General features: G+C 60.1%; 20 protein-coding genes. 7 read left to right on the top strand and 13 right to left on the bottom strand.

The window, feature by feature from the left end:
* Positions 1-6: 6 nt before the first annotated feature.
* Positions 7-480 carry an SRPBCC family protein gene (locus tag E7T06_RS18985; RefSeq protein ID WP_168733658.1) on the bottom strand — a complete coding sequence of 158 codons (474 nt, stop codon included), beginning with the start codon at positions 478-480 and terminating at the stop codon, positions 7-9.
* Positions 473-1,324 (bottom strand): N-acyl homoserine lactonase family protein, encoded by an 852-nt coding sequence (locus E7T06_RS18980; RefSeq protein ID WP_168733657.1) that lies wholly within the window; start codon positions 1,322-1,324, stop codon positions 473-475. Before E7T06_RS18980 ends, E7T06_RS18985 begins: the two co-directional genes overlap by 8 nt.
* A 648-nt stretch (positions 1,325-1,972) precedes the next feature.
* Here E7T06_RS18980 and E7T06_RS21385 point away from each other — a divergent pair.
* On the top strand, positions 1,973-2,131 hold the full coding sequence (locus tag E7T06_RS21385; RefSeq protein WP_168733656.1) for a hypothetical protein: 159 nt from the start codon (positions 1,973-1,975) through the stop codon (positions 2,129-2,131).
* Positions 2,132-3,001: 870 nt separating this feature from the next.
* Here the strand turns inward: E7T06_RS21385 and E7T06_RS18975 are convergent.
* The 4 genes from E7T06_RS18975 to E7T06_RS18960 form a co-directional block, all read right to left on the bottom strand.
* On the bottom strand, positions 3,002-3,379 hold the full coding sequence (locus tag E7T06_RS18975) for a hypothetical protein (protein ID WP_136367333.1): 378 nt from the start codon (positions 3,377-3,379) through the stop codon (positions 3,002-3,004).
* A gap of 18 nt (positions 3,380-3,397) precedes the next feature.
* The gene (locus E7T06_RS18970; RefSeq protein ID WP_136367332.1) at positions 3,398-3,628 is read right to left on the bottom strand and encodes a hypothetical protein; all 231 of its coding nucleotides are present in this window, start codon (positions 3,626-3,628) and stop codon (positions 3,398-3,400) included.
* 162 nt (positions 3,629-3,790) lie between these two features.
* On the bottom strand, positions 3,791-4,177 hold the full coding sequence (locus E7T06_RS18965) for a hypothetical protein (RefSeq protein ID WP_136367331.1): 387 nt from the start codon (positions 4,175-4,177) through the stop codon (positions 3,791-3,793).
* A gap of 130 nt (positions 4,178-4,307) precedes the next feature.
* Positions 4,308-5,198, bottom strand: a complete 891-nt coding sequence (locus E7T06_RS18960; protein WP_136367330.1) for a nuclear transport factor 2 family protein — start codon at positions 5,196-5,198, stop codon at positions 4,308-4,310.
* Between the two features lie 416 nt (positions 5,199-5,614).
* On the opposite strand from E7T06_RS18960, the gene E7T06_RS18955 reads away from it, so the two are divergent.
* Entirely contained in the window at positions 5,615-6,307 is a 693-nt protein-coding gene (locus E7T06_RS18955) for a LysR substrate-binding domain-containing protein (RefSeq protein WP_136367329.1), read from the top strand.
* Positions 6,308-7,504: 1,197 nt separating this feature from the next.
* Here the strand turns inward: E7T06_RS18955 and E7T06_RS18950 are convergent.
* From E7T06_RS18950 to E7T06_RS18940, 3 genes are all read right to left on the bottom strand, one after another.
* Complete coding sequence (locus tag E7T06_RS18950; RefSeq protein WP_136367328.1) at positions 7,505-8,065, bottom strand: NADPH-dependent FMN reductase; 561 nt, start codon at positions 8,063-8,065, stop codon at positions 7,505-7,507.
* Positions 8,066-8,439: 374 nt separating this feature from the next.
* A complete protein-coding gene (locus E7T06_RS18945; RefSeq protein WP_136367327.1) occupies positions 8,440-8,661 on the bottom strand; it encodes a hypothetical protein in 222 nt (73 codons plus the stop codon).
* Between the two features lie 185 nt (positions 8,662-8,846).
* Positions 8,847-9,311 carry a response regulator gene (locus E7T06_RS18940; RefSeq protein ID WP_136367326.1) on the bottom strand — a complete coding sequence of 155 codons (465 nt, stop codon included), beginning with the start codon at positions 9,309-9,311 and terminating at the stop codon, positions 8,847-8,849.
* 1,134 nt (positions 9,312-10,445) lie between these two features.
* Between E7T06_RS18940 and E7T06_RS18935 the strand changes: the two genes are divergently transcribed.
* Together E7T06_RS18935 and E7T06_RS18930 are read left to right on the top strand one after the other, a co-directional pair.
* The gene (locus E7T06_RS18935; RefSeq protein ID WP_136367325.1) at positions 10,446-11,096 is read left to right on the top strand and encodes a YceI family protein; all 651 of its coding nucleotides are present in this window, start codon (positions 10,446-10,448) and stop codon (positions 11,094-11,096) included.
* Positions 11,097-11,142: 46 nt separating this feature from the next.
* Positions 11,143-11,571: a DM13 domain-containing protein gene (locus E7T06_RS18930; protein ID WP_136367324.1), complete on the top strand. Its 429-nt coding sequence runs from the start codon at positions 11,143-11,145 to the stop codon at positions 11,569-11,571.
* A 615-nt stretch (positions 11,572-12,186) separates the two neighbouring features.
* On the opposite strand, the gene E7T06_RS18925 is transcribed toward E7T06_RS18930, so the two are convergent.
* Positions 12,187-13,590, bottom strand: a complete 1,404-nt coding sequence (locus tag E7T06_RS18925; protein WP_136367323.1) for a serine hydrolase — start codon at positions 13,588-13,590, stop codon at positions 12,187-12,189.
* Positions 13,591-13,905: 315 nt separating this feature from the next.
* Between E7T06_RS18925 and E7T06_RS18920 the strand changes: the two genes are divergently transcribed.
* Together E7T06_RS18920 and E7T06_RS18915 are read left to right on the top strand one after the other, a co-directional pair.
* Positions 13,906-15,360: a sensor histidine kinase gene (locus tag E7T06_RS18920; RefSeq protein ID WP_168733655.1), complete on the top strand. Its 1,455-nt coding sequence runs from the start codon at positions 13,906-13,908 to the stop codon at positions 15,358-15,360.
* A gap of 96 nt (positions 15,361-15,456) precedes the next feature.
* Positions 15,457-16,122 carry a response regulator transcription factor gene (locus tag E7T06_RS18915; protein ID WP_136367321.1) on the top strand — a complete coding sequence of 222 codons (666 nt, stop codon included), beginning with the start codon at positions 15,457-15,459 and terminating at the stop codon, positions 16,120-16,122.
* 834 nt (positions 16,123-16,956) lie between these two features.
* Here E7T06_RS18915 and E7T06_RS18910 read toward each other — a convergent pair.
* Positions 16,957-17,370, bottom strand: a complete 414-nt coding sequence (locus E7T06_RS18910; protein WP_240741182.1) for a TetR-like C-terminal domain-containing protein — start codon at positions 17,368-17,370, stop codon at positions 16,957-16,959.
* Between the two features lie 303 nt (positions 17,371-17,673).
* On the opposite strand from E7T06_RS18910, the gene E7T06_RS18905 reads away from it, so the two are divergent.
* A complete protein-coding gene (locus tag E7T06_RS18905; protein ID WP_136367319.1) occupies positions 17,674-18,450 on the top strand; it encodes an SDR family oxidoreductase in 777 nt (258 codons plus the stop codon).
* Between the two features lie 40 nt (positions 18,451-18,490).
* Here the strand turns inward: E7T06_RS18905 and E7T06_RS18900 are convergent, their stop codons facing one another.
* Together E7T06_RS18900 and E7T06_RS18895 are read right to left on the bottom strand one after the other, a co-directional pair.
* Positions 18,491-18,895, bottom strand: a complete 405-nt coding sequence (locus E7T06_RS18900; protein ID WP_136367318.1) for a hypothetical protein — start codon at positions 18,893-18,895, stop codon at positions 18,491-18,493.
* A gap of 11 nt (positions 18,896-18,906) precedes the next feature.
* Positions 18,907-19,461 carry a TetR/AcrR family transcriptional regulator gene (locus tag E7T06_RS18895; protein ID WP_136367317.1) on the bottom strand — a complete coding sequence of 185 codons (555 nt, stop codon included), beginning with the start codon at positions 19,459-19,461 and terminating at the stop codon, positions 18,907-18,909.
* Positions 19,462-19,960: the final 499 nt, after the last annotated feature.

Genomic DNA, 19,960 nt, shown 5'->3' with positions numbered 1-19,960 from the left:
ACGGAATCAGACATCGCTCTTATTAGACACCTGTGCTGCGGTCTCGACCAGTTGAACCAGCTGGTTCATGACCTCGGGCAAGATCTGCCGGAACGACCGGCCGAGCACCCGGGCCCACAGGAAGCCCAGTGGCCCGGTGAAGCGCACCTGATGCTGGAAGTTGAGGCTGCTCGGTGTCGACGTGGTGGAAGTGATCACTCGGCGAACCTGCAGAGCTGCGCCGGGCAGACGCACGGTGTAGGCATAGGACATCAGCGGCCTACATTCGGTGAGGGTAAAGCGGGAAGTCCGCTGGTTGCGGTCAACCAGCTGACCAGAAGCCCCCAATACGAATGCGCCGGTGAGCTGGGCCCGCAGAAGGGGCGTATCCCACCTCGGCCAGCCAGGGACGTCCGTCCAGATGGGCCAGAACACCTCAGGAGAACAGTGCACGGTGCGGGTACAGGAGAACGCTCTGTCGGTGCCGTAAACCTCAGCCATGACGCTCCTCCAGATGGGTGACCTGCCGGTTGGCCAGCCTCTCCAGCGAGGTCGGGTCATGGCTCGGCAGAAAGACGGTCGGGTGGGTCAACACAAAGTGGCGAACCAGCTCGAGGCTGGCCCGGCTGACTCCTACGTCCTGAACAATGCCCCCGATTTCCCGGCGCTGAAGCTGGCCTTCGTCAAACACCACGTCGCCGGCCAAGAAATACGTGACGTCGTGATCGAGAATCAGCACCGATTGATGTCCGTAACTGTGTCCCGGGGTAGGCACCAGCAGGACGTCACCTGCCTGGGTCAATGGCCAATGCTTGGGGAAGACGCTATACGCTCCAGAGGAGTAATCAATCAAAGACGGCGTCAACCCCTCGGGCCACAACGAGAACACTGCGCCCTGCGGGACGCGACGTTGCGCGTCATACTCGCGCCGGGACACCAGCACTTCAGCCTCTGGAAAGAAGGCCAGCCCGTCAGCATGGTCGAAGTGAAGGTGGGTCAGGATCACCCAGCGAACGTCACGGGCACAGAGGCCCAGACGCGGCAACTGCGCTCCCAACTCGGCAGACGCCTCAACGTGCAACCTGAAGTTGCGGCGGATAAACATCCGAGTCACAGGATCGGCACCCGCGAGGTAGCGGTTCAGATCTTGCGCCTGGTGTCGCTCGCCAGTATCGACCACGATGAGACCTTCTGGATGTTCAATGACCCACGAGAGGATGGGTTTGGGGGAGGTCCAGTGAGGATCCAGCAGGATGGCGGGAAGCCGGAAGGCGCTGGGGCGACGCAGCCGGTAATGAGCAGATTTTAGGGTGACCCCACCGGTCTGAACGCCATGAATCCGCAATCCACTGAGTGTGGAGAGACTCGTGGACAGGGGGGGCATCCCGCCTGAAAGAGCAGGTTGGCCTCCGTCGAGAGATTCGTTAGGCACAGGAGTATCGTAACAGTGTTATTTTCTTATAACAGTGTTATTAAGCACAGCTTAGTTGTTGATTCCTGCTGAGTTGGGCAACACGTTGCAAACATTAAGCTGGAAGGTGAATCCCCCCGTTGCTCTCGCAACGCCCCCCCTCAAGGGGAGGACTAAAGCTGTGGTGCTCCCCTCTAAGGGGGGCTGGCTGCGAACTGGGACAGCTCCGCAGGAGAGCAGACTGGGGGGTTGCCCGGAATCGTAGATGTTCAAAGCTGGCTGAGCTTGGCGACCAGTGGCTGTCGCTCAGCCGGACAGGAATCAATAGATTGCTCCACCGACTGGTTCAGGCCACATCACCGTTCAGCGTGCCTCTTGACGAGCCAAGCAGCCGTCCTAGACGAAGCGGCTCCGGCGACTTATCGTGGGTCATGCGACCTAGATCCAACCGGCATGGAGGTGACCGGGACAGATTCACAGGGCAGAACTCGTCGGAGGCGCCGCGGAACTTCGGCTTGCCCACGACCTGTTGCGGCCCAGCGGAACACGCTTGTTGGCCCGCCTGGCGTAGGCAAAACCCGGTTGGCGCTGGCCCTGGCCAAACTCACCGTGAATGACTTCGAAGACGGCGTGTGGTTTACCGAATTGAGCGCGGTCAGTGAACCTGGCCGCGTCTTTAAGGTCATGGCCAATGTTGCAGGCGCATCCCTGGAAGGAACAGGTCGCCCTCAAATCGCCTGAGAACAGCACAATGGAGAACGGCACCTGCTGTGGGTGCTGGACAACTTCGAACACGTCCTGTCAGCCGCAGGTGCTTTAGGCGAACTGCTCGGAGCGTGCCCCAATGTACATATACGGTACAGGAGGGCCATCGTCAGCGTGCCTGTATACAGGAAGACCGGTATCCTGGCATGTGCTCCCTCCAACCTCTCTCACCGGCCGTGTTCGGTGCCGCTTGCGGTGTGCTGGCGTGGATCTTGGCCGCTCTGAGTGGCAAGATTGGGCGATTGAGTTTGATCACCCTGCTGGCCAGCGTCCTGATCAGTTACGGTGTGGGCGCCTGGATTCTCTGGCTCAGGTCGAAACCATCTCGAGGCTCAGTGGACGCAGGCACCCCCTCTCGGGGCAGGCTGAGGCACTACGCCACTGGATTTCTGCTGACGGTGGCCCTGCCCGTGCTCGTGGGGGCGGGCGTGTGGTGGTGGTCCGTCTCACAGGCCCGTTTCTAAACCGGGTATTGGAGCGCTCATCGGCAGGCCGTCAACTCCAGACTACCGTTCAGCTTAGCTCAACTGCTGAGGATGGCCAGGACACCTTGCTGCGCAACGAGGGTGAGGCAAAGGGGACGGTCAACATGACGAAGCCTCTGAAGCGTTGGACGTGTGAGGCTTTCTGTTGGTGCGTCCCGCGTTTGATAGGGCAGACCTCTTGACGGAGACAGCAAATCCCCATTTTTTAGGGGATCAATGACAGGCATACTGTTAGAAAAATCGACGTGAGTGGTATGGCGCTCCGGTCACCTGCACCGCTTCCACCTCTTCTGGACTGAATGCCCAGAAGAGGTGGATCCTGGACGACCCGCCCTCCCGGCGTTCTCCGGAACAACGTCCCCTACTTTGTGTTCCTCGTGAACGTTGGAAACTGCGCCGGAAGTCGGCTCTCCTGCTCCCTCCAGGCGCGCCGTTGAACGGATAAAAAGCTCAGTGCCGCAAGGCCGAAAGCCAGTCCACCGCCCGCGATCAGCAGCCACGGGGGAAGCGGCAGCACAGCCAATACGCCGGCGGCACACCAGCCGATGAGGACGCTGGTGATGACCCCGATGGCCCCCGCCGTGGTGAACCAGGCCTGTTGACTGCCTTGCCGAACCACCCCGGCATTGACCAACATCCCTGCCAGGTCGTCATGATCCGTCTGGATGAAGTCAGGAGCCAATTCCGGAGCGTGCTGAAGATAGAAATGACGCAACCGGTTGATTCCACGGGCGTACACAGCGTCCTCGAATCTGGGTTAAAGGACGCGGACGAAGGTTGCGACGCCGAGAAAGATTAGTGGGAGGGCGGCGGCGAGCACGGCACCGAGGAACGCCCGTCCTAGCCCCATAGCGGTGGAAAGCAGCGACAGTGCCAGCAGCGTGCCGGACACGCTGCTGAGAAACAACGCTGCACGGCTCGACGAATCAGCGATTGTCGCACTGCGCGCCCCCTGCAGCGCACAGTGCTCCGTGGTCACCACCGTCAAGGCCTGTGGGAGAGGCAGAGTCGTCCCTTCAGTCATGTGGCTTCCCTGCGGACTCCGGGATGCTGATGTCCCAGGCACGGCCCCACATGTTGACCTATTCTGGATGGCGAGGGCTCCTCCAGAAGTGCAGGAGCCTCTGCGCCGTTCCAACACTCTCCACGCTCACGCATCCCTGAGCAACGCAATCCCGAGCACCAACAGCAGCGCCGCTCCGGCAACATTCAGCGGCGCGGTTTCACTGGACAGCGGCACCGGTTCGCCCCGTGCGATGGGGAGCAGATGTCCGAAGACGGCACCCAACAGTGGCGGAAGACTGAGAAGAGTCCAGACCGCCCCTCGAGAGGCCGGTGGCAGCGGGGGACTTCCAGCCGCCAACCAGACGATCAGTCCGAGATTCACCGTTCGGAAAGTGCGTTCTTCAGGGGCGTCCAACAGACTCTGAAGCTGATGGACGCCGATGCCGGTCAGGGCCAGCCACACCCAGCGTGGATGGCCAGCAGCGGTGCGCGGCAAGCCCGACGATTGAATTCGGCTGCTGGCGTTGCTCATGCCTGTTCTCCTCGTGAGTGCCCGCGTGTTTCGCACCCTACTCCCCAGGGTCGTTTGGCGGAACAGTGTACGGGTTTAACGGCGACTCAAACGGCGTGCTGCTGGAAGACGGCCGCTTCCACGCCTGTGTCTAGGTGTTCCCGAACAAAACGTCGACGCCGTACTGATCTCCAGAAAACAGGTCAATGCGGCGCTTTTTCCCGTCTTGGAACAGGAACACAATGACTTCATCCCACGACAGCTGCCTTCCCTGACGGGCCGCGTGGTTCCGGGTCACCAGGGCCACGCGTTGGGAACTGGTCAGCCACCGCATGCGGGAGATGCCGTACGTGCCGTCCGTCAGCGCACCCAATCGGGCGAAATAGCCCATCACCTGATCTGGGCCACGGTACTCCCCTGCGAGCACATTCTGGCCCGAGACGTAGTACTCCACGTTGGGATCGAAGATGGTGCGGGCCGCGTCCAGGTCACCCCGTGCCACGTTGAGCTGATACGCCATGATCGCCTGCACGCGCGGATCATCCACTTGGCCGGACATCTCCGGCGGGCCAGGCGTCCAGGCCTCTCCCTGTGCCGCGGCGCCTACGGCCCGGTCTGTCCGGCCCAAGAACGTATCCAGAACCAGTTGATCATCTTCAAACAGCTCTACTTGCTCAATCTTGTCGTCCTGAAAAGTAAAGAGGATCAGGCGATCCCAACGGTGTTCCTGACCGTCGATGCTGGCCTGCTCAGCAGCCAGCATCAGGACATGGTCAGCATCTTCCAGATAATCCTGAACCTGCCGCACCCGGTAGGTGCCCTGCGTCAGCTCCATGATCTGGCCAAAGGAGGTCAACGCCGCCTGCTGACCTGTCGTCTCACCGGACAACACATTCTGTCCAGGCACGCGGTAGATCAGGGTCGGAGCGAAGACATCGGCGGCAGTGGCCAGGTCCTGACGCGTGGCCGCCTCCAGGTAGGTGTGGATCTGCTGAACGTGAGGCGAGAAGGTTCGGCCCGTTTCGGATTCAGCTGCAGTCATAGGAAAACCTCCAGAAGAGTGAAGTTGTTCTGCCCACAGGACATACAGGCCAAAGCTTCAGCCCTGAGACCAGACGTTGCTCCCCGTGTCCTACTTCTCTGCATCACTCCACGGTTCGTCGAGATGGCCGAGTGGTCAGTCTCAGGTCAGCGTGCACTCGTGGTCAACGGACTGTCACTGTTCCATGTGCTCAAGCTTGGGGTGTGCAGGCGCCGAACAGAAGGGCTGTGAACGGCAGTTTAGGCGTGCTGGTCATCCGTGGTAGAGCGCTCGTCAGCGAGACGCCCTCGTCTATCATCGGCCAAAGAGAAATCGTTCTAACAGGTTGTGCACTGTGAGACCCTCACAGTATCGCTGAGGCACTCCGGGAGCGTCCAATACTTTTTTGAAGACCTGACCATGCACTGAAGGTATGGATGCTACAACACGGCATGGAGCTGCGTCATGTTCGGGCGTTTGTGGCGGTGGCAGAAGAACGCAACTTTACTCGGGCGGCCGCCCGGGTCTTCCTCTCTCAACCCGCCTTTTCCCGGGTCATTCAGCAATTGGAAGGTGAACTGGGAACACGTCTGCTGGACCGGACGAGTCGGGTGGTCACGCTCACCGACGCTGGCCGGGCCTTCCTCCAGCACGCCCAAAATGTGTTGACGGAACTCGAACTCGCCACTTCGGAACTGCTCAGTGCTGCGGGTCAGGCCAAGCTGCGCGTGGGCTTTCCTCAGTACGCCACCTATGGGCTGATTCCAGAAGTGTTGGCGAAGTTTGCAGACCTGTTTCCAACGTTGGGGGTTGAGCAGCATGAACTGTTCAGTGATCAGCAGCTCACCAAGTTGTTGGCCAACGAACTGGACATCGGCTTTGTGCGCACCCCCCACCATCAACCTGAGATCGAGTACCTGCCCTTCGTGACAGAGGAAGTTTGGGCGATGCTGCCGGAAGACCATCCGTTAACAGCGCAGGCGGAACTGCGGCTGATTGACCTGCGGAACGAACGGTTGCTGCTGCCTTCACGGACGCTGAGTGCGCGGTTTCATGACTACGTGTTGTCCTGCTGCCGCCAAGCGGGCTTCGTCCCGCAGGTGCTGACGATGGAAGGCAAGGCAGCGTGATGTACTCGCACAGCACCAACGCGCGGCTTGTGGCCTCCCTCGCGGTGGTCACATTTGTCTACGGGCCTTTGGCACGCGCGTCCAGAGAGCGGGTCGCGTTTCGGCGGATTTGCGAACCGACGCCGCAAATGGAGCTGGTGGTGGCCTGGAAGCGGGGGACAGACAAGGCAGCCGTGCCGCTGTTTGTTCAGGTCACGCAGCAGCTGATTCGGGATCACGCAAATACAGAGGCGAAGGAGGAGCGGTCTCGAAGATCAAGTCAAACACAGCAGATCCCATGAAAGGGGAACGGCGCCCCTTGGAGTGCCACCAAAAAACTGGACGGGCGAAATAGAGACCAATGCTCGCCATCTCAGCAGTGATTTATTCAGCTTGAGGGCGAGGAGACGTCGTGAAACGACGCAATTCACGGAAGTGCAGATCAGTTGCAGGCGCATCCTTGCTCAGGTGGGATCCACCTTGCGGAAGAGCCACCACGGGCTGGATGGGCAAAGGAAATGCACTTGCCTCTCGAAGTCAGTGGCCTCAACCCGAAACCGTAATGTGGCCGTGATGGTTGTATTGAGCGGGAACCCCTCGCCGACCATTTCCTTCCAGTCAATGGACATCTTGACGGCCGACGTTTTCACTGGCGAACCATCCCCGAACGCCCAAGACTATATGAATCAAACGCAGTCCAATCAGGCCGATTACCAGGCCTGAAATGGGCATAGGCACAAGCGGCAACAGCAAGGCGCCCCCAGCCGTGAGCACCTTCAGCGGCACAATCACTTGTCACTTGCGGCCGGACGGTCGGGGTGGTGCCCACCAGCCGAACCTGATGTACCAAGACCAATCGGATCAACCAGTCTGGTGAGGTTTTAACACTTGGCTACCGGTCATCAGCTGGCAGCAAGTTGAGATCAACTGCAGCAACTGCGTAACTTTCGACTACTCAAAAGCAGCTCGCATTGACATCCAACTGACCGCGACGGGCGACAGGCCGTCTGCTCCGGAAGAAAACGTTCACCCACCAGGGGCCCAGATGTGGCCAGGAGCCTTTCAGCTGTCCCCCCCTTGTTCAGTAGGCCACCAAGGCTGCCAGCTCTACAGCTGCACTGGCCCTAGATCTGCGAGGGCACACGGGGCTTGTTGTGATTCTTGAGTAAGGGCGAAATCAACGGATCCGGACAAACCTGAATAACCGCAGCTGTCGTTCTAAGACGACGCTGCTCGCAGATGGCGTGCTAGTTGTTCGATCACCACCATGAGTTGAGTCCGAACCGCAGGATCAGTGATGGTGTCCTGATTCCCCACCATGCGGCGCTCCACGGGAAGCCGCATGCACGCGCCTTCGACGACGACTGACCCGGTATAGCTCAGCACCTTGAGTAAGGTTGCATGGGCGTCCACGGCCCCTGTCGGCGCGCCGCATCCCGCCGCATTGATCCAAGCGACCGGCTGACCGTTCATTTCCCCGCCTCCAATACTCCAGTCCAACAGGTTCTTGAACGATCCAGGCAAACTGCCGGCGTACTCGGGCGTTGAAAACAACAGCGCGTCCGCGGCTTTGATGTGGGTGCGCAGGGCTGCCACCTCTGGATGCAGGGGGTCTCGGTCATCATCGGGATTGAAATGCGGGAGGCGCGCCAACCCTGTATACATCACTGCTCGTACCCCTTCTGGAGCGATGTGCTGCACAGTCGTGAGTACCGCAGTATTCGTGGAGGCCGCACGCACGCTGCCGGAGATGAGGAGCACTTGAAGCGGTTTGGTCATGCAGTCCATCCTCCAGGCGGCGCGTTTCGCACAGCCCGCCCGACCTCTACGCCCAGCGGTATACCACGTTGGTCATCAGTTCGCGGCTCCTGCCGTTCTGATGTGCTTCCCGTGACCGGGTCAATAGGCCGCTGCATGCAGCGGCTTGAAAATGATCATTCAGGGACACTGAAATGAGCGTGTCCAGGTTCTCGGCGCTCGTCTGAGCCAGCGAAAATCTCTGGAGAGGTAAACTTAAGCCCGGCTGGTTCATGCCCCTGTGCCTAGCACCTCGCCCTTAAGGTTAAACAACAGATATGGCCGACTTAACCCGCAAGGTGAGGTCTGCCACTGGAAGTAAAGATTCATCCGGGCGGTGCGGCGAGCGTCATCTCTCACACCCACGCCTGCGCCGCCCAGAGGGCCTCAGGCGTGGGGGCCCGGCTCAGGCGAATCACCTTTCCCTGTTCATCTTCCCAGACTTGCACCGTCTCCCCCCCATGCACGCCCTGTCTGTTGGGATAGGCAACGTACCGATCCAGACAGCGCACCAGCCGGATGACCTCGCCTTCCGTTTCGACGAGCACCCACTCGCTGGCATGCGTCAGCACCTTCATGCCCTAGGGTAAAACAGCGAGAAATCCTACAGTGAGACGCTTCTTTCTGATGCCCTCATGGAGGTGCAGCCTGAACATGGGCTCCACTCCGCCCCTCAGAATTTAAAGGCGACCTCAGCGGGGCGCCTTTCCGGATTGACGTATCCGCACGCTGGCTCAGTTCAAGCGGATGAGCAGTGCAATGATCAAAGGCAACCAGACGCTGTTGAGCCAGTTTCAAAGGACAGTGGGGTCAGCCAGTTCAGCAAGCGGTTAATCTTCCAAAACTTTAGAAAGCTCTCGACTTGCTGAACGAAGCTGGAAAAGTCCGCGGCCTTGACCATATACGAACAGGCAAACAGCGAATACGCCTGCGTCACATCTTGCGGCGCAACCGACGTGGTCAACATGACCACTGAAATAAGCTTCAACCGTTCATCGGCCTTCAGAGCTTGCAGCACATCAAGGCCGCTCATCTGCGGCATGTTGATGTCCAGCAGCACTACATCGGGATAGACGGCCTCCGAAGACTGAATGGCCTTGAGATCGTCTTGACCGCTTTGATAGGTCGCTACGGTCACCTGATTGCTGAAGGTGGCAAAGACTTCTTCGGCTAAGAGCAGGTCAGCACTATTGTCGTCAATCACAACGATGTGCAAGCAGCGGGTCATTGTTGTCTCATTGCCTTGATCCTGATTCTTTTTCTGACCTCACGGGTGTACGCCAACGCTGTTGACTCTCAGGCTTAACCTTGATTGAGAGTGCAGTGGACGGGAGCCCACAGACATGAGAGGCGGACTGCTTTCTGGAGCTGCGTATGCGCTGAGCTGATCGCAGGCGGCATCCTTGACTGGGAAACGCCCACTGAGAGTGGCGCTGCTCGGCGTTGATCCACGTCTGGAAGGGGCACAGACCCTGCCCACGATATTCTCGTTGGGATGCGCAGGCCCTATGGCCTCCCATTTGAACTCGGTAAAATACGTTTCGCGCTGGGTCAGGGTGGTAGCGCCGTGTGAATCGGGCCAGCACTCCATGGGTGCAAGGGAGACTCTCCTTCAACGTGACTTGCCTGCTGGTTCGGTAATTTGGCTCCTCCCCAGGAAAGCGTGACCCTTTGAACGAGGACGCCGACCCCTGGCCCATTGATCGGAAGGGGCCGCGGCACTGCGCCAAAGTCACCTGGGGTCGTTTCCGCTCAATTATAACCGCCGAACAACCATTTTATTCAGAAAACATTCAGTATCAGACACAGGTGGATTTGAGCGGTGAAACTCTGCTGATACGGAGCCCCCTTTGGGGCTTGTTTTTTTCACATCAGACGTAAAATCTCCTCAACCGTCAATCTGATACCGTTCTGACGCCTGAACCACGTTAGGCATGAATTCTATCTGGCTTGATCAACAGCTTCATTCAGCGCCGAGTCCTGCGAAGACAGCGTTTCAAGTCCTGAATGGGGTGCAGAATTAAAAGAGTCTCGGGCTTTTGCGGTTGCCTTTCCCACCTGTGGGAGAGGTGTTGTGAAACAGCAGGGGAGGGGAACCACCAAGGGCAGACCTGCTCCATGTCCCGAAGTCATGGTCCTTCCGTTCAGGAGAGGGTCAACCACCCTCAGAGCGCGTTCTTCCTTGATCTAATCGCGAGAGGGTTGTCCAGCGTCTCGCCGGCCAAGCCCATCCTCACCCCAACTTGGGGTGAGCCAGTGTCATTCTTTAATAACTTTCTAAACTCATTGACAGTGGTTACTTATAAGTGTACAGTTGAAGCAAGTCATCCCCAACCCACCCGTTTCACCAGGAGCACCGAAGATGAAAACCTCCACCGTCAGTCCACCGCTTCCGTCCCCCTTCCCCCGCCTCCGGTTGAGCCGTCCCCGTCTGGCGTGGGCCGCGGCAGGAGTGATCTTGTTGGGGGCCGCCGCTGCTCTCGGTGCCCAGAGCTACCTGGGCCGGGGTCCCGCGCCCATTGCTGTGACCAACACCTCGGGGGCAGCCAGCTTCAATTTCCGGGTCACGGGCATCCCGGTGCCTGGCAAGATCGAAGGCGTGACCCCCAAGTTGACGTTTTCCCCCAACGACCTGAACGCGGCCCACGGCACCGTGACCTTGGGGCTCGTCAAGCTGAATACGGGTATTGCCCTGCGCGACGAACACGCCCGGAATTTTCTTGGGGTCGCCCAGCACCCCACCGCCGTCTTTACCCTTAAGAAGCTCAACACCGCCTCCCGCATCCAAGCTGGCCAGACCCTGACAGGAACCGTCGAAGGCACGCTCAACCTCAACGGCGTCACCGTGCCGCTTGTCTCGCCCGTGACCCTGACTGAAGCCGCCGACGGCTCGGTGATCGAGGTCAAGACCGCCTTCAACGTCACGTTCGCCCAGCACCGGATCGCCATTCCAGGTGCCGATCCCCAAACCGACGTGAAGGTCATGTTCCGCCTCCCGCTCACGGCCCAGTAAACCGCCGCGTGACCGCCTTCTCGCACCGCCGACCGGGAGAATCCCAATGAACTTGAGCCGATCTACTGCCTTAGCCTTTTTTCTCACCGGATCGCTCTGGGCCGCGGCCCAAAGCGCTGTGCCGCTGAGTGGCCTCGTGGAGCGAACGGGCACCTTTGGGGGCACCGCCACGGCCACACGGGGCACCGTCGTGGTGTTTCGAAACCGCGACGGGACGACCCATCTGCTGCTGCACAAGTTCAGCACCGCCGCCAGCGCAGGCCTGCAAGTCTGGCTGTCCAAAGGCACGCCGCAGCAGGGCAACCGCACTTTGGTGTCTAGCGGTTTGGGCTTGCGGCTGGGTGGCCTGACCCAGTTCAAAGGCAACTTTGAATTCGCGTTGCCCAGTGGCGTGGATATGTCCGCCGGCTTTCAGAGCGTGGTTCTCTGGTCAGAGGAGCAGAAAAAGGTGGTAGCCGTGGCTCAGCTGGAATGAGGGTGGGCGGGTCACAACGTCCGGCTGGTTTCTCTGTGCCAGCCGGACGTCTTGGGCTGAATCCTCTTGACTGTTTGCTCTGTGGCCGAGCGCACCCGTTCCCGAAGCGTGTCCGTGAACGCGCTTCGATACGGCACGCCCAGGCTTGGTGTGTTCCCTGCACCTACAGGCCAAGGGTTGAAGTTGAGCCAGGGAAGATTTTTTGTGTGACGGCGCGAAGGAATGAGTCGTGGGCCGTGGGGCCGTCTTGAAACCTGCTGTCCACCCGGAGGGCGTCCTCGCCTTGATTTTCCCTCCCTCAACGCGAGATCAGGAGAATCCAGCTAACGCTTAGGGGCCATTTCGTGGAGTGTCCTGCTCGGAGTGGGCGTCAAGACTCTGTGGAAGATCGCTGCTGCCCTGCTGACGAATGACGCGATGAGCTTCCCAGACGGGCAGAACACTGGCGTGAGGAGCACGGCGGCGGCGTTGTGCTCGGGCCATGGATACTAGAGCGTCCCCAGCCCACCACCCCAGCCGAACCGTTGAGGAACGCCGGGGCCAAGGGAATCAGCCGAACTCTACCCACACTGTTGCTTTTGCCTCTCAACTCAGAGATGTGAGTGAAGCTCCAGATCATTTTGCCTTCCGAGCGGACACGGGCGGTGCGCCAGACTCTGCGTCATCGAAGACCAAGCCCGTCACAGTGCCATTTTGATCCGTCCTAAATGTCACCTGAGCGTCCAAGGCCTTTAAGAAAAACTCATTTTTAGCTGAAGCGAACAGTGCAATTTCTGCTCCACCCGCTGGAACCGCGAACAACTGCCCGCCCCGCAGCAACACGGTTACGTCGAAGTCTTCTGCACCTTGGTATCGACCCACGTATCGCTGTAATTCAGCAGGAGCAATATCAATGGCCCCGCGCACCTTGGGAAGTTCGTAGGGCTCGCCAAACACGATTGATGCGAGCGTATGGGCGACCTCAAGCGCGGGCAGATCCTGCACGTTGCTGAGTACAATCACGACCAGCCCTTCAGCCGGGTAAGTGCTGAGCGCTGAGCTGAAGCCGTCGATGCCGCCGTTGTGTTCAATGGCGCCGCGCCCGCGTTGCACCGTGAGGAACTGACCGTACCCGTAAGTGGCGTCCGCACCGGCGAGTTTGAAACGGGCGTGCGGGGTGATCATGGCTTTCCTCGAGAGCGGGCGGAGCACGCGGCCGTTTTCAAGGGCGCGTTCCCAAAGCTGCAGGTCCTCAAGGGTGCTGCGAAGTGCGCCCGCGCCTACAGGAATCGACAAGTCGACAAAATTGGCGTTACTGTAGGTGCGGCCGCCGTACACATAGCCCGAAGCACGGTTGTTCACAGTGGGTCGTACGTCGTCGTAAGCCGTGTGCGTCATCTTCAACGGCAAGAAGATGTGTTGATCAAGGTACGAAGCGTACGACTGACCAGAGACGACCTCGATCACTTTTGTGAGCAGCACGTAGCCTGAATTGCTGTACTGAAATTGTGAGCCGGGCGCGAACTTGAGTGGGAGGTTCTGGAACGTCGAGATCAACTCATCAAGGGTGAAGGTTCGGCGTCCATCGGCGACCTCCGGACGTTCGAGCACTTCGGGCAGGCCGGCCGTATGAGTCAGCAATTGATGCAGGGTAATGCGCTCGCCTTGCGGATAGTCCGGGAGATAGGTGTCGAGCGTGTTCTTGACATCGAGCAGGCCACGTTCTTGCAGCTGCAAAACGGCCGCAGCGGTGAACTGCTTTGTGAGTGAACCAATGCGGAAGACCGTGTCGGGAGTGTTAGCAGCGCTGAACTCAAGGTTTGCCGATCCGTACCCTTGTTTGAGAATAATCTTATCGCCACGGACGACGAGCACCGAACCCATGAAGCGGCCCGAAGCCAGTTGAGCGCGCAAGTAGCTGTCTATTTTGGCGGTTGTCTGGTCGGTGGCCCGCCGTTGAGTGAACGCTGTGGCTCCGAGGGCGACGGCGGCGAAGGAGGTCAAAGCCAATGGAAGGGCGGTGCGGTGCGTGATTTTCATGGGTTCCTTTCAAAACGTGTGATCGTCATAGCTTTCTGACGAAGCGTGACCAAGTACGTGTGCATAGGATAGGAATGCAGTGCTGTCGGCGCCTCCGTCCACAGGCGGGAAGTTCATGCGCCTGTAGGCAGGGTCCAGGCGCCGTCCACAGGGCGCAGTGCCACGCCCTCAGTCCGGCCTGAGACCCGTCCAGGGACGGTGGCGCCCTCATGGGTGGTCATGAAACATGAACTGGATGGAGTCACTCGCACCGCCTTACACTGAAAGAACATGGCGCACGGACCGCACTTTCTTAGGGCCACGAGGACGATCCTCGTGACGCCCACCGCTCCGCGTTTGCGCTGGAAGCTCACGGTCTCGTACGCGTTGGTGACGATCAGTGCCCTACTGGCGCTTGAATTGCTGCTGGTACTGAGCCTCGCCCTGTGGTTTTTTGCGCAGGCCCAACGGGCACTGCCAATGGCCGCTGCGCAAGTCGCCTCGGTTGTGGCTCCCGAATTCGCTGCCCTGCAGGGCAGCGCTCGTCAGCTCGTCCTTGAAGCCCGGCTCGCAACCTTCCGGAAGGTGGCCAGTGAACCGACAGGCACCGTGCTTGACTTCACGTTGGATGCTCAAGCGGGCAGTCTGATTGTCGTAGACAACGATGGACAAGTGTTGTCCGCGCTCGGTGGCCCTCCGCGCGTGGTGTTACATCTCCCGCGTCTCCCCCCGAGTGTCGTCGCTCAAGCCCGCCGGGGCACGTTTGTCTTCACCGCCGCCGGACCTGTTGTGTGGTCGGCGGCGGCCGTTCGCGCTTCCTCGGGCCGCGTGATCGGCGCGGTTCTCGTGGAGGTGAGACCGACGCTTCAACACCTCTTGGGCGGCGCGGACGTCTTGCCGCTCATGTCGATCAGCGCTGGGCTGATCACGCTGTTCGCCATGCCAGTCGGCGCCTTGTTCGGCTTCCTGAGTGCGCGTCCACTGGTTCGGCGCCTGAGTGACCTTGCACTCGTCTCACAAAGCTGGAGTCGCGGCGACTTTGCCCGTCGAGCCGACGAGCGCGCATCAGACGAATTGGGCCTTCTGGCCCGCCACCTCAACCGGATGGCCAGCGAAGTGCAGCGGCTCGTTCAGGCGCGTCAAGAGCTCGCGGCGGCCGAGGAGCGTCACCGTCTCGCGCGGGACTTGCACGACAGCGTCAAGCAGCAGTTGTTCGCGGCCGCCATGCACGTCGGTGCGGCGAGGATGAGGTTGGCGCAGGAGCCTGTGCAAGCGGCCCAGCACCTCGACGACGTGACTGCCTTGCTGCACCAATCGCAGCGCGAACTCGCAGAGCTGCTCAGCGAGTGGCGCCCGCTGAACCGTCCGGAACTTGGCCTGGTGTTGCGCGAGCATGTCGAGGCTTGGGCGCGGCGCACCGACGTCTCCGTCGAAAGCCACGTTGTCCTGGTTCCCCTCCCGCCGCACATTGAGCGGGCGCTCCTGCTGGTGGTGGGGGAAGCGTTAGCGAATGTTGCCCGGCACAGCCGTGCGTCGTCCGTGAATCTGCGAGTTCACGCAGACGCGGCCGCTGTCAACCTAACTGTGTCCGACGACGGTATCGGCTTCACACCCACGGCGGCGGGGATCGGCATAGGCCTCGACTCCATGCGAGCGCGCGTCGAAGCGCTCGGCGGCGCGTTTGAGATCAGCGGCATGCCGGGGAAGGGAACCCGTGTCGTCGCGCACATTCCAGTGAACGTCTTATCCGCATCAGGTGCCCAGGTGGGAGAGGAAGAGCACCGCTTGTGACCGCGTCCAATCAATGTGGCAAGCCAGAGGAAGCGGTCACCGCTCGAATGAGGTGCCCAGGGTCTACTGTGCAGGCATTCGCCGAGGAGAACAGCAATGAAGAACGTCATCACTGTCTTGATGGTAGACGACCACGCCTTGGTCCGGCAGGGAGTACGGGCGTTTCTCGAGGCGTTCGACGACGTTTCAGTGGTCGCCGAGGCGAGCTCAGGAGAGGAAGCGGTCGCGCTCGCCGAGCGGCATCAACCGAATGTGGTGTTGATGGATTTGCTGCTCCCGGCGATGGATGGCGTCGAGGCAACTCGGCAAGTGAAACACGTGAGCCCTGCCACGCAAGTGGTCGTGCTGACGTCTCACGCCCAAGACGAGCATATCTTTCCTGCGCTGCGGGCAGGTGCTTTGTCCTATGTGCTTAAAACGCTCACGCCGCAGGCACTCCTCGAAACCGTGCGTCTGGCCGCGCGGGGCGAAGCCACCCTGCACCCCCGAGTGGCGGCTCGGGTGATCCGGGAAACGTTCGGGCCCAAGGAAGTCACCCCGAATGCGTTCACCGAATTGACGAAGCGGGAACTCGAGATTCTGAAGCTGATCGCAGCCGGGGACACCAATGCCGCGATCGCCCGGCGGTTGGAAATTGGAGAGAAGACCGTGAAAGGACATGTGAGCAATGTGTTGAGCAAACTGCGCGTCACTGATCGCACGCAGGCGGCTGTCTTCGCGTGGCGTGAGGGCGTCGTGCGCAAAAGCAATCAAGAAGAGTAGGAGATGGCGTCCACCTGCCTGTGAGGTTCCCCGCGTCGAAATTGGAAGAGGCACTGAAGCCACAGCGACGAAGTCCAGTGCCTGAACCTGGGTGGCAAGCCGCTTGACCACTGGCTCAATTGAGCACGTCGGATGCGGGCCTAGGGTTGGGACGGAACGTGCGGGCGGGGATGGATTGCAGAAATCGCCACCACCGGCTGAAAGAGGGTTCCTGGTGCCGCTGCTGAAAGGTTCTCACTGAAGGATCAGTAAGAGCAGAGCAGGTCAACCCAAGTTCACTCCCTTCGAGTTTGTTGGACGGCAACTCTCATGGTCTGTCCCAGTGTCTTTGGCGAGCGATCTTCACCGCGGAGCGACACAATTGTTGACGCGTGAGCCAGTTCAAGAGCGAGCGGTGCGGTTGCTGGGGATCGTCGGGAGCCATCTGCACAACCCGGCAGGACGCGACGTTTTGCCTCTTTTGCTTACTCCTGAAAGTGGATGAATTGGGCAGGTTAGCCAGGTCAGGTGATCGTGGCCGCTGAATGCAGCGACGAGGATGGCTTCACGGATATCGATGGGAAGTGGCCAAGATCACTGCGCGGCGTGGGAGGTGTAACGCTCCGCCCAGGGTGGCAGGTGGTACAGCCAGACAGCGTGATTGTCGTCGGGAACTGCTGGCGATAGGTTTTGGATCCGTCACGGACGGTCAGCCTCCCTCAGCCCAGTTGAGGCGACACAACACTTCATGGTGCCCAGGAGGCTCCACCGTGGTTTCAAGCGTCATCGACCGTTACGGCACGGTCACGCTCAGAAAGCGGACCCTTTCCACCCTGACCGCCTCCTGCACTGAGCTCAAATGAGCAGCTGTGCGGTCACAGCCTGAGCCAACTGGTCGACCTGTTGGCGATCCTGCGCTAAAGGCTGCAACGGGCCGTCCACCAACAGGGCTGCCAAGCCGTGCACCAGGCTCCAAGCGGTGATCGCCGTCGTCAGGCGGTCGTGGGCCAGCGTGTGTGAGGCACCCAATTCGTCGACGACCTTCATCAGGACACCAAACACGGGGCCGTGTTCTAGATCGGACACGGCAGGTGGGTGACTCAGTTCAGGCCGGAACATGATGCGGAACTGCGCTGGATGCGCGACCGCAAAACGGATGTAGGCGACGCCCAAAGCACGAAGTTTTTCGCGCGGATCATTCACTTGTGCCACGGCCTCACTCGACTCTAAATCCAGCCGGGCGAGGCCGTCTTGAACTAAGGCCGTCACAAGTTCTGCCTTATCTCGGAAGTGGTTGTAGGGCGCTGCAGGACTGACGTGGACGCGCCGCGCCAACTCCCGGAGGGAAAGAGCGGCTACCCCCCCCTCTGTGAGAAGGTCACGAGCAGCATCTAAAAGGACGGCGCGCAGGTTGCCATGGTGGTAGGAATCAGCCACCCCCTAAGTTAGCATTGTTCACATTCGCACAGAATATGAGCACTGATAACATTAGAGTTACGTCACAGGCAGAACCAAGCCCCGCCTGTTCAGATACAGGGCTGCTCTCTGCTCTGCTCATCTCAAAGGAGACCTATGTTGCTCACGGATAAACACGCCCTGATCTTCGCCGCCACTGGAGCCATCGCGTCTCAGGTGGCCCGCACTTACGCCCGTGAGGGCGCGACCGTGTGGCTTTCTGGACGTCGTGCGGACACTCTGAGCGCCCTAGCGGAAGAGATTCGGGCCGCGGGTGGCCACGCTGAAACCCAGGTGGTCGACGCCACCGATTCTCAAGCTGTGAGGGAGTACGTCGCCGCCGTGCATCAGCACGCAGGCCGCATCGACACGGTGTTCAATGGCATTGGTGGTCGGCCCCGTGACCTAGGGTACCCGGCCTCCTCAAACCTGCAGGAGCTTGAAGACTTTTTGATCCCTCTGCGCACGCTGGTGGGCTCCACGTTCTTGACGTCCCGCGCTGCAGCGCACCACATGGCCCGACAACCGGAAGGCGGGTCGATTGTGACCCTGACTGCGACGCTCAGCCGGATGACTGCGCCGGGCATGGCCGGCATCAGCGCCGCTTGTGCGGCCATTGAGGGCCTCACGCGCGCGCTGGCTGGTGAATACGGACCGCAGGGGATCCGCGTGAACTGCGTGCGGGGATCTGGCATGCCTGAAACGCGCACCATTCAAGAGACGGTGGCCGGCACCATCGCCACCTTCGGCACGCCTCCAGCCATGACGCTGCCGCCTCTGGGGCGTCCCATCACGGTGGCCGAGACGGCAGGAACAGCAGCGTTTTTGGCCTCTGATCTGGCCAGCGGCATGACGGGTCAAGTGGTCACAGTCTGTGCAGGGGCCTTCGTGTAGAGGGTTGTGGCAACTTTGTCTGTTGCGCTCGTGCGCGGGCTCAGCCTGCGGCGTTGTGCCCTCCGTGCTCCTGTGTCCATAGGACGAACGCCAGAAACGCCAGCAGGCCGATACTTCCCGTCGCCACCGTCAGCACCGCCCAAGGCAATGGGTTGATCCCCAGCGACTTGGCTTTGGGCACCAGCAGGAAGAGCCCCACGCTGGCCGCCAGCAGCAAATCAAACCAAATTTGATTGCCCCACAGGTGGCGAATGTGTTCGGGCCAGAAGCCCGTGGCGCCTTCACTCAGGCCCGCATACACCGAGAAGCCGAGGAACAGGACAGAGAGGAAGAAAGGCATCATCCACTTGCCTTTTGGGGCAGTGCCGCTGGACAGCGAGTACGCCAGGGCAAACAGCAGGGTGGCGACGCCGGCGATGACGGGCGCGGTGTTGATCCAGGTCATACAGAACTCCTTTACAGGTAGGCGGCGTCCAGGAGCAGCTCTTTCAGCGCCCGGTAGCCCTCATCCGTGCCTTGTTCGTCGCCGGTGGAGAAGCGGATCACCAGCAGTCCTGTCAGGCTGCTCAGTAGCACGCGGGCGACCGGTTCTGGGGCGTCTGTTAAGTGCGCGGCGGCCAACGCCAACCAGCCCTGCAAGGCCTCTGTGGCGAACTGGGCGTAATGAGGATCGCCGTCCATCGCGCGGAGTTCAACTTCAAAGAGGCTGCGCAGAAACGGCTTCATGCTGTTGCTGGCGAGTTGCGCCCACAAGGCGTCCAAGCGTTGGCTCGGGGAGAAGTCGGGGTCGGGGGCCGTAAACAACTGGGCCTGCCGCTGGAAGATATTCGCCAACACTTCGGTGACGAGGTTTTCTTTGCTGCCGAAGTGGTACAGCAGCAGCCTAGGACTGACGCCAACGGCGGTGGCGAGGGGGCGCAGGCTGAGGTCGCTCAGGCCGTGTTCCAGGACGTAGGCGGCAGCGTTGTGCAGCAGGTCAGCTTTGGCTTGGGGGTTGGGGGGGCGTCCCATCAGGGGTGAAGCATAATGCGGGAATCAGTCAGCGTATCCTCCACAAGTGTTACATGAAACGAGTGTAGAGGAAAAGCGGTAAGGTGTCAATCCTCTGTGGACTACCTACACATTGACCCTCAACTCCCCCAACATAGACCCGGACCTTGACCAATCTTTTCCACCACTTTCCTCTGCTAGATGCCCGCTCCTCCACGGCACTCGGTGCTGTCGAGTCAGGTGTTTGGTGACGCATGTCACTTCTTTAAGTGATTTACAAATAGGTGTGAGCCGATTTGGTCTCAGACAAAATTTAAAAAGTACTGGCAGGCTGCTTTCTTAAACATGCTTGGGCTCATGTTTCACATGACGTTCGGTTGACTTGACACAGTCGTTGAAACACTCCCAATAGCCTAATCCAGAAGGCTCAGCGCCGGGAGTGCCACAGCCCTGTACGGGTCTCAATGGGCCTCACCCGATTTTACGTAGGTCTGGTTAAGCCACTAAAGCTTGCCTCTCC

It is taken from the genome of Deinococcus sp. Arct2-2 (assembly GCF_004801315.1).
Taxonomy (GTDB): Bacteria; Deinococcota; Deinococci; order Deinococcales; family Deinococcaceae; genus Deinococcus.
This window is presented reverse-complemented; position numbering and strand designations above follow the sequence as displayed.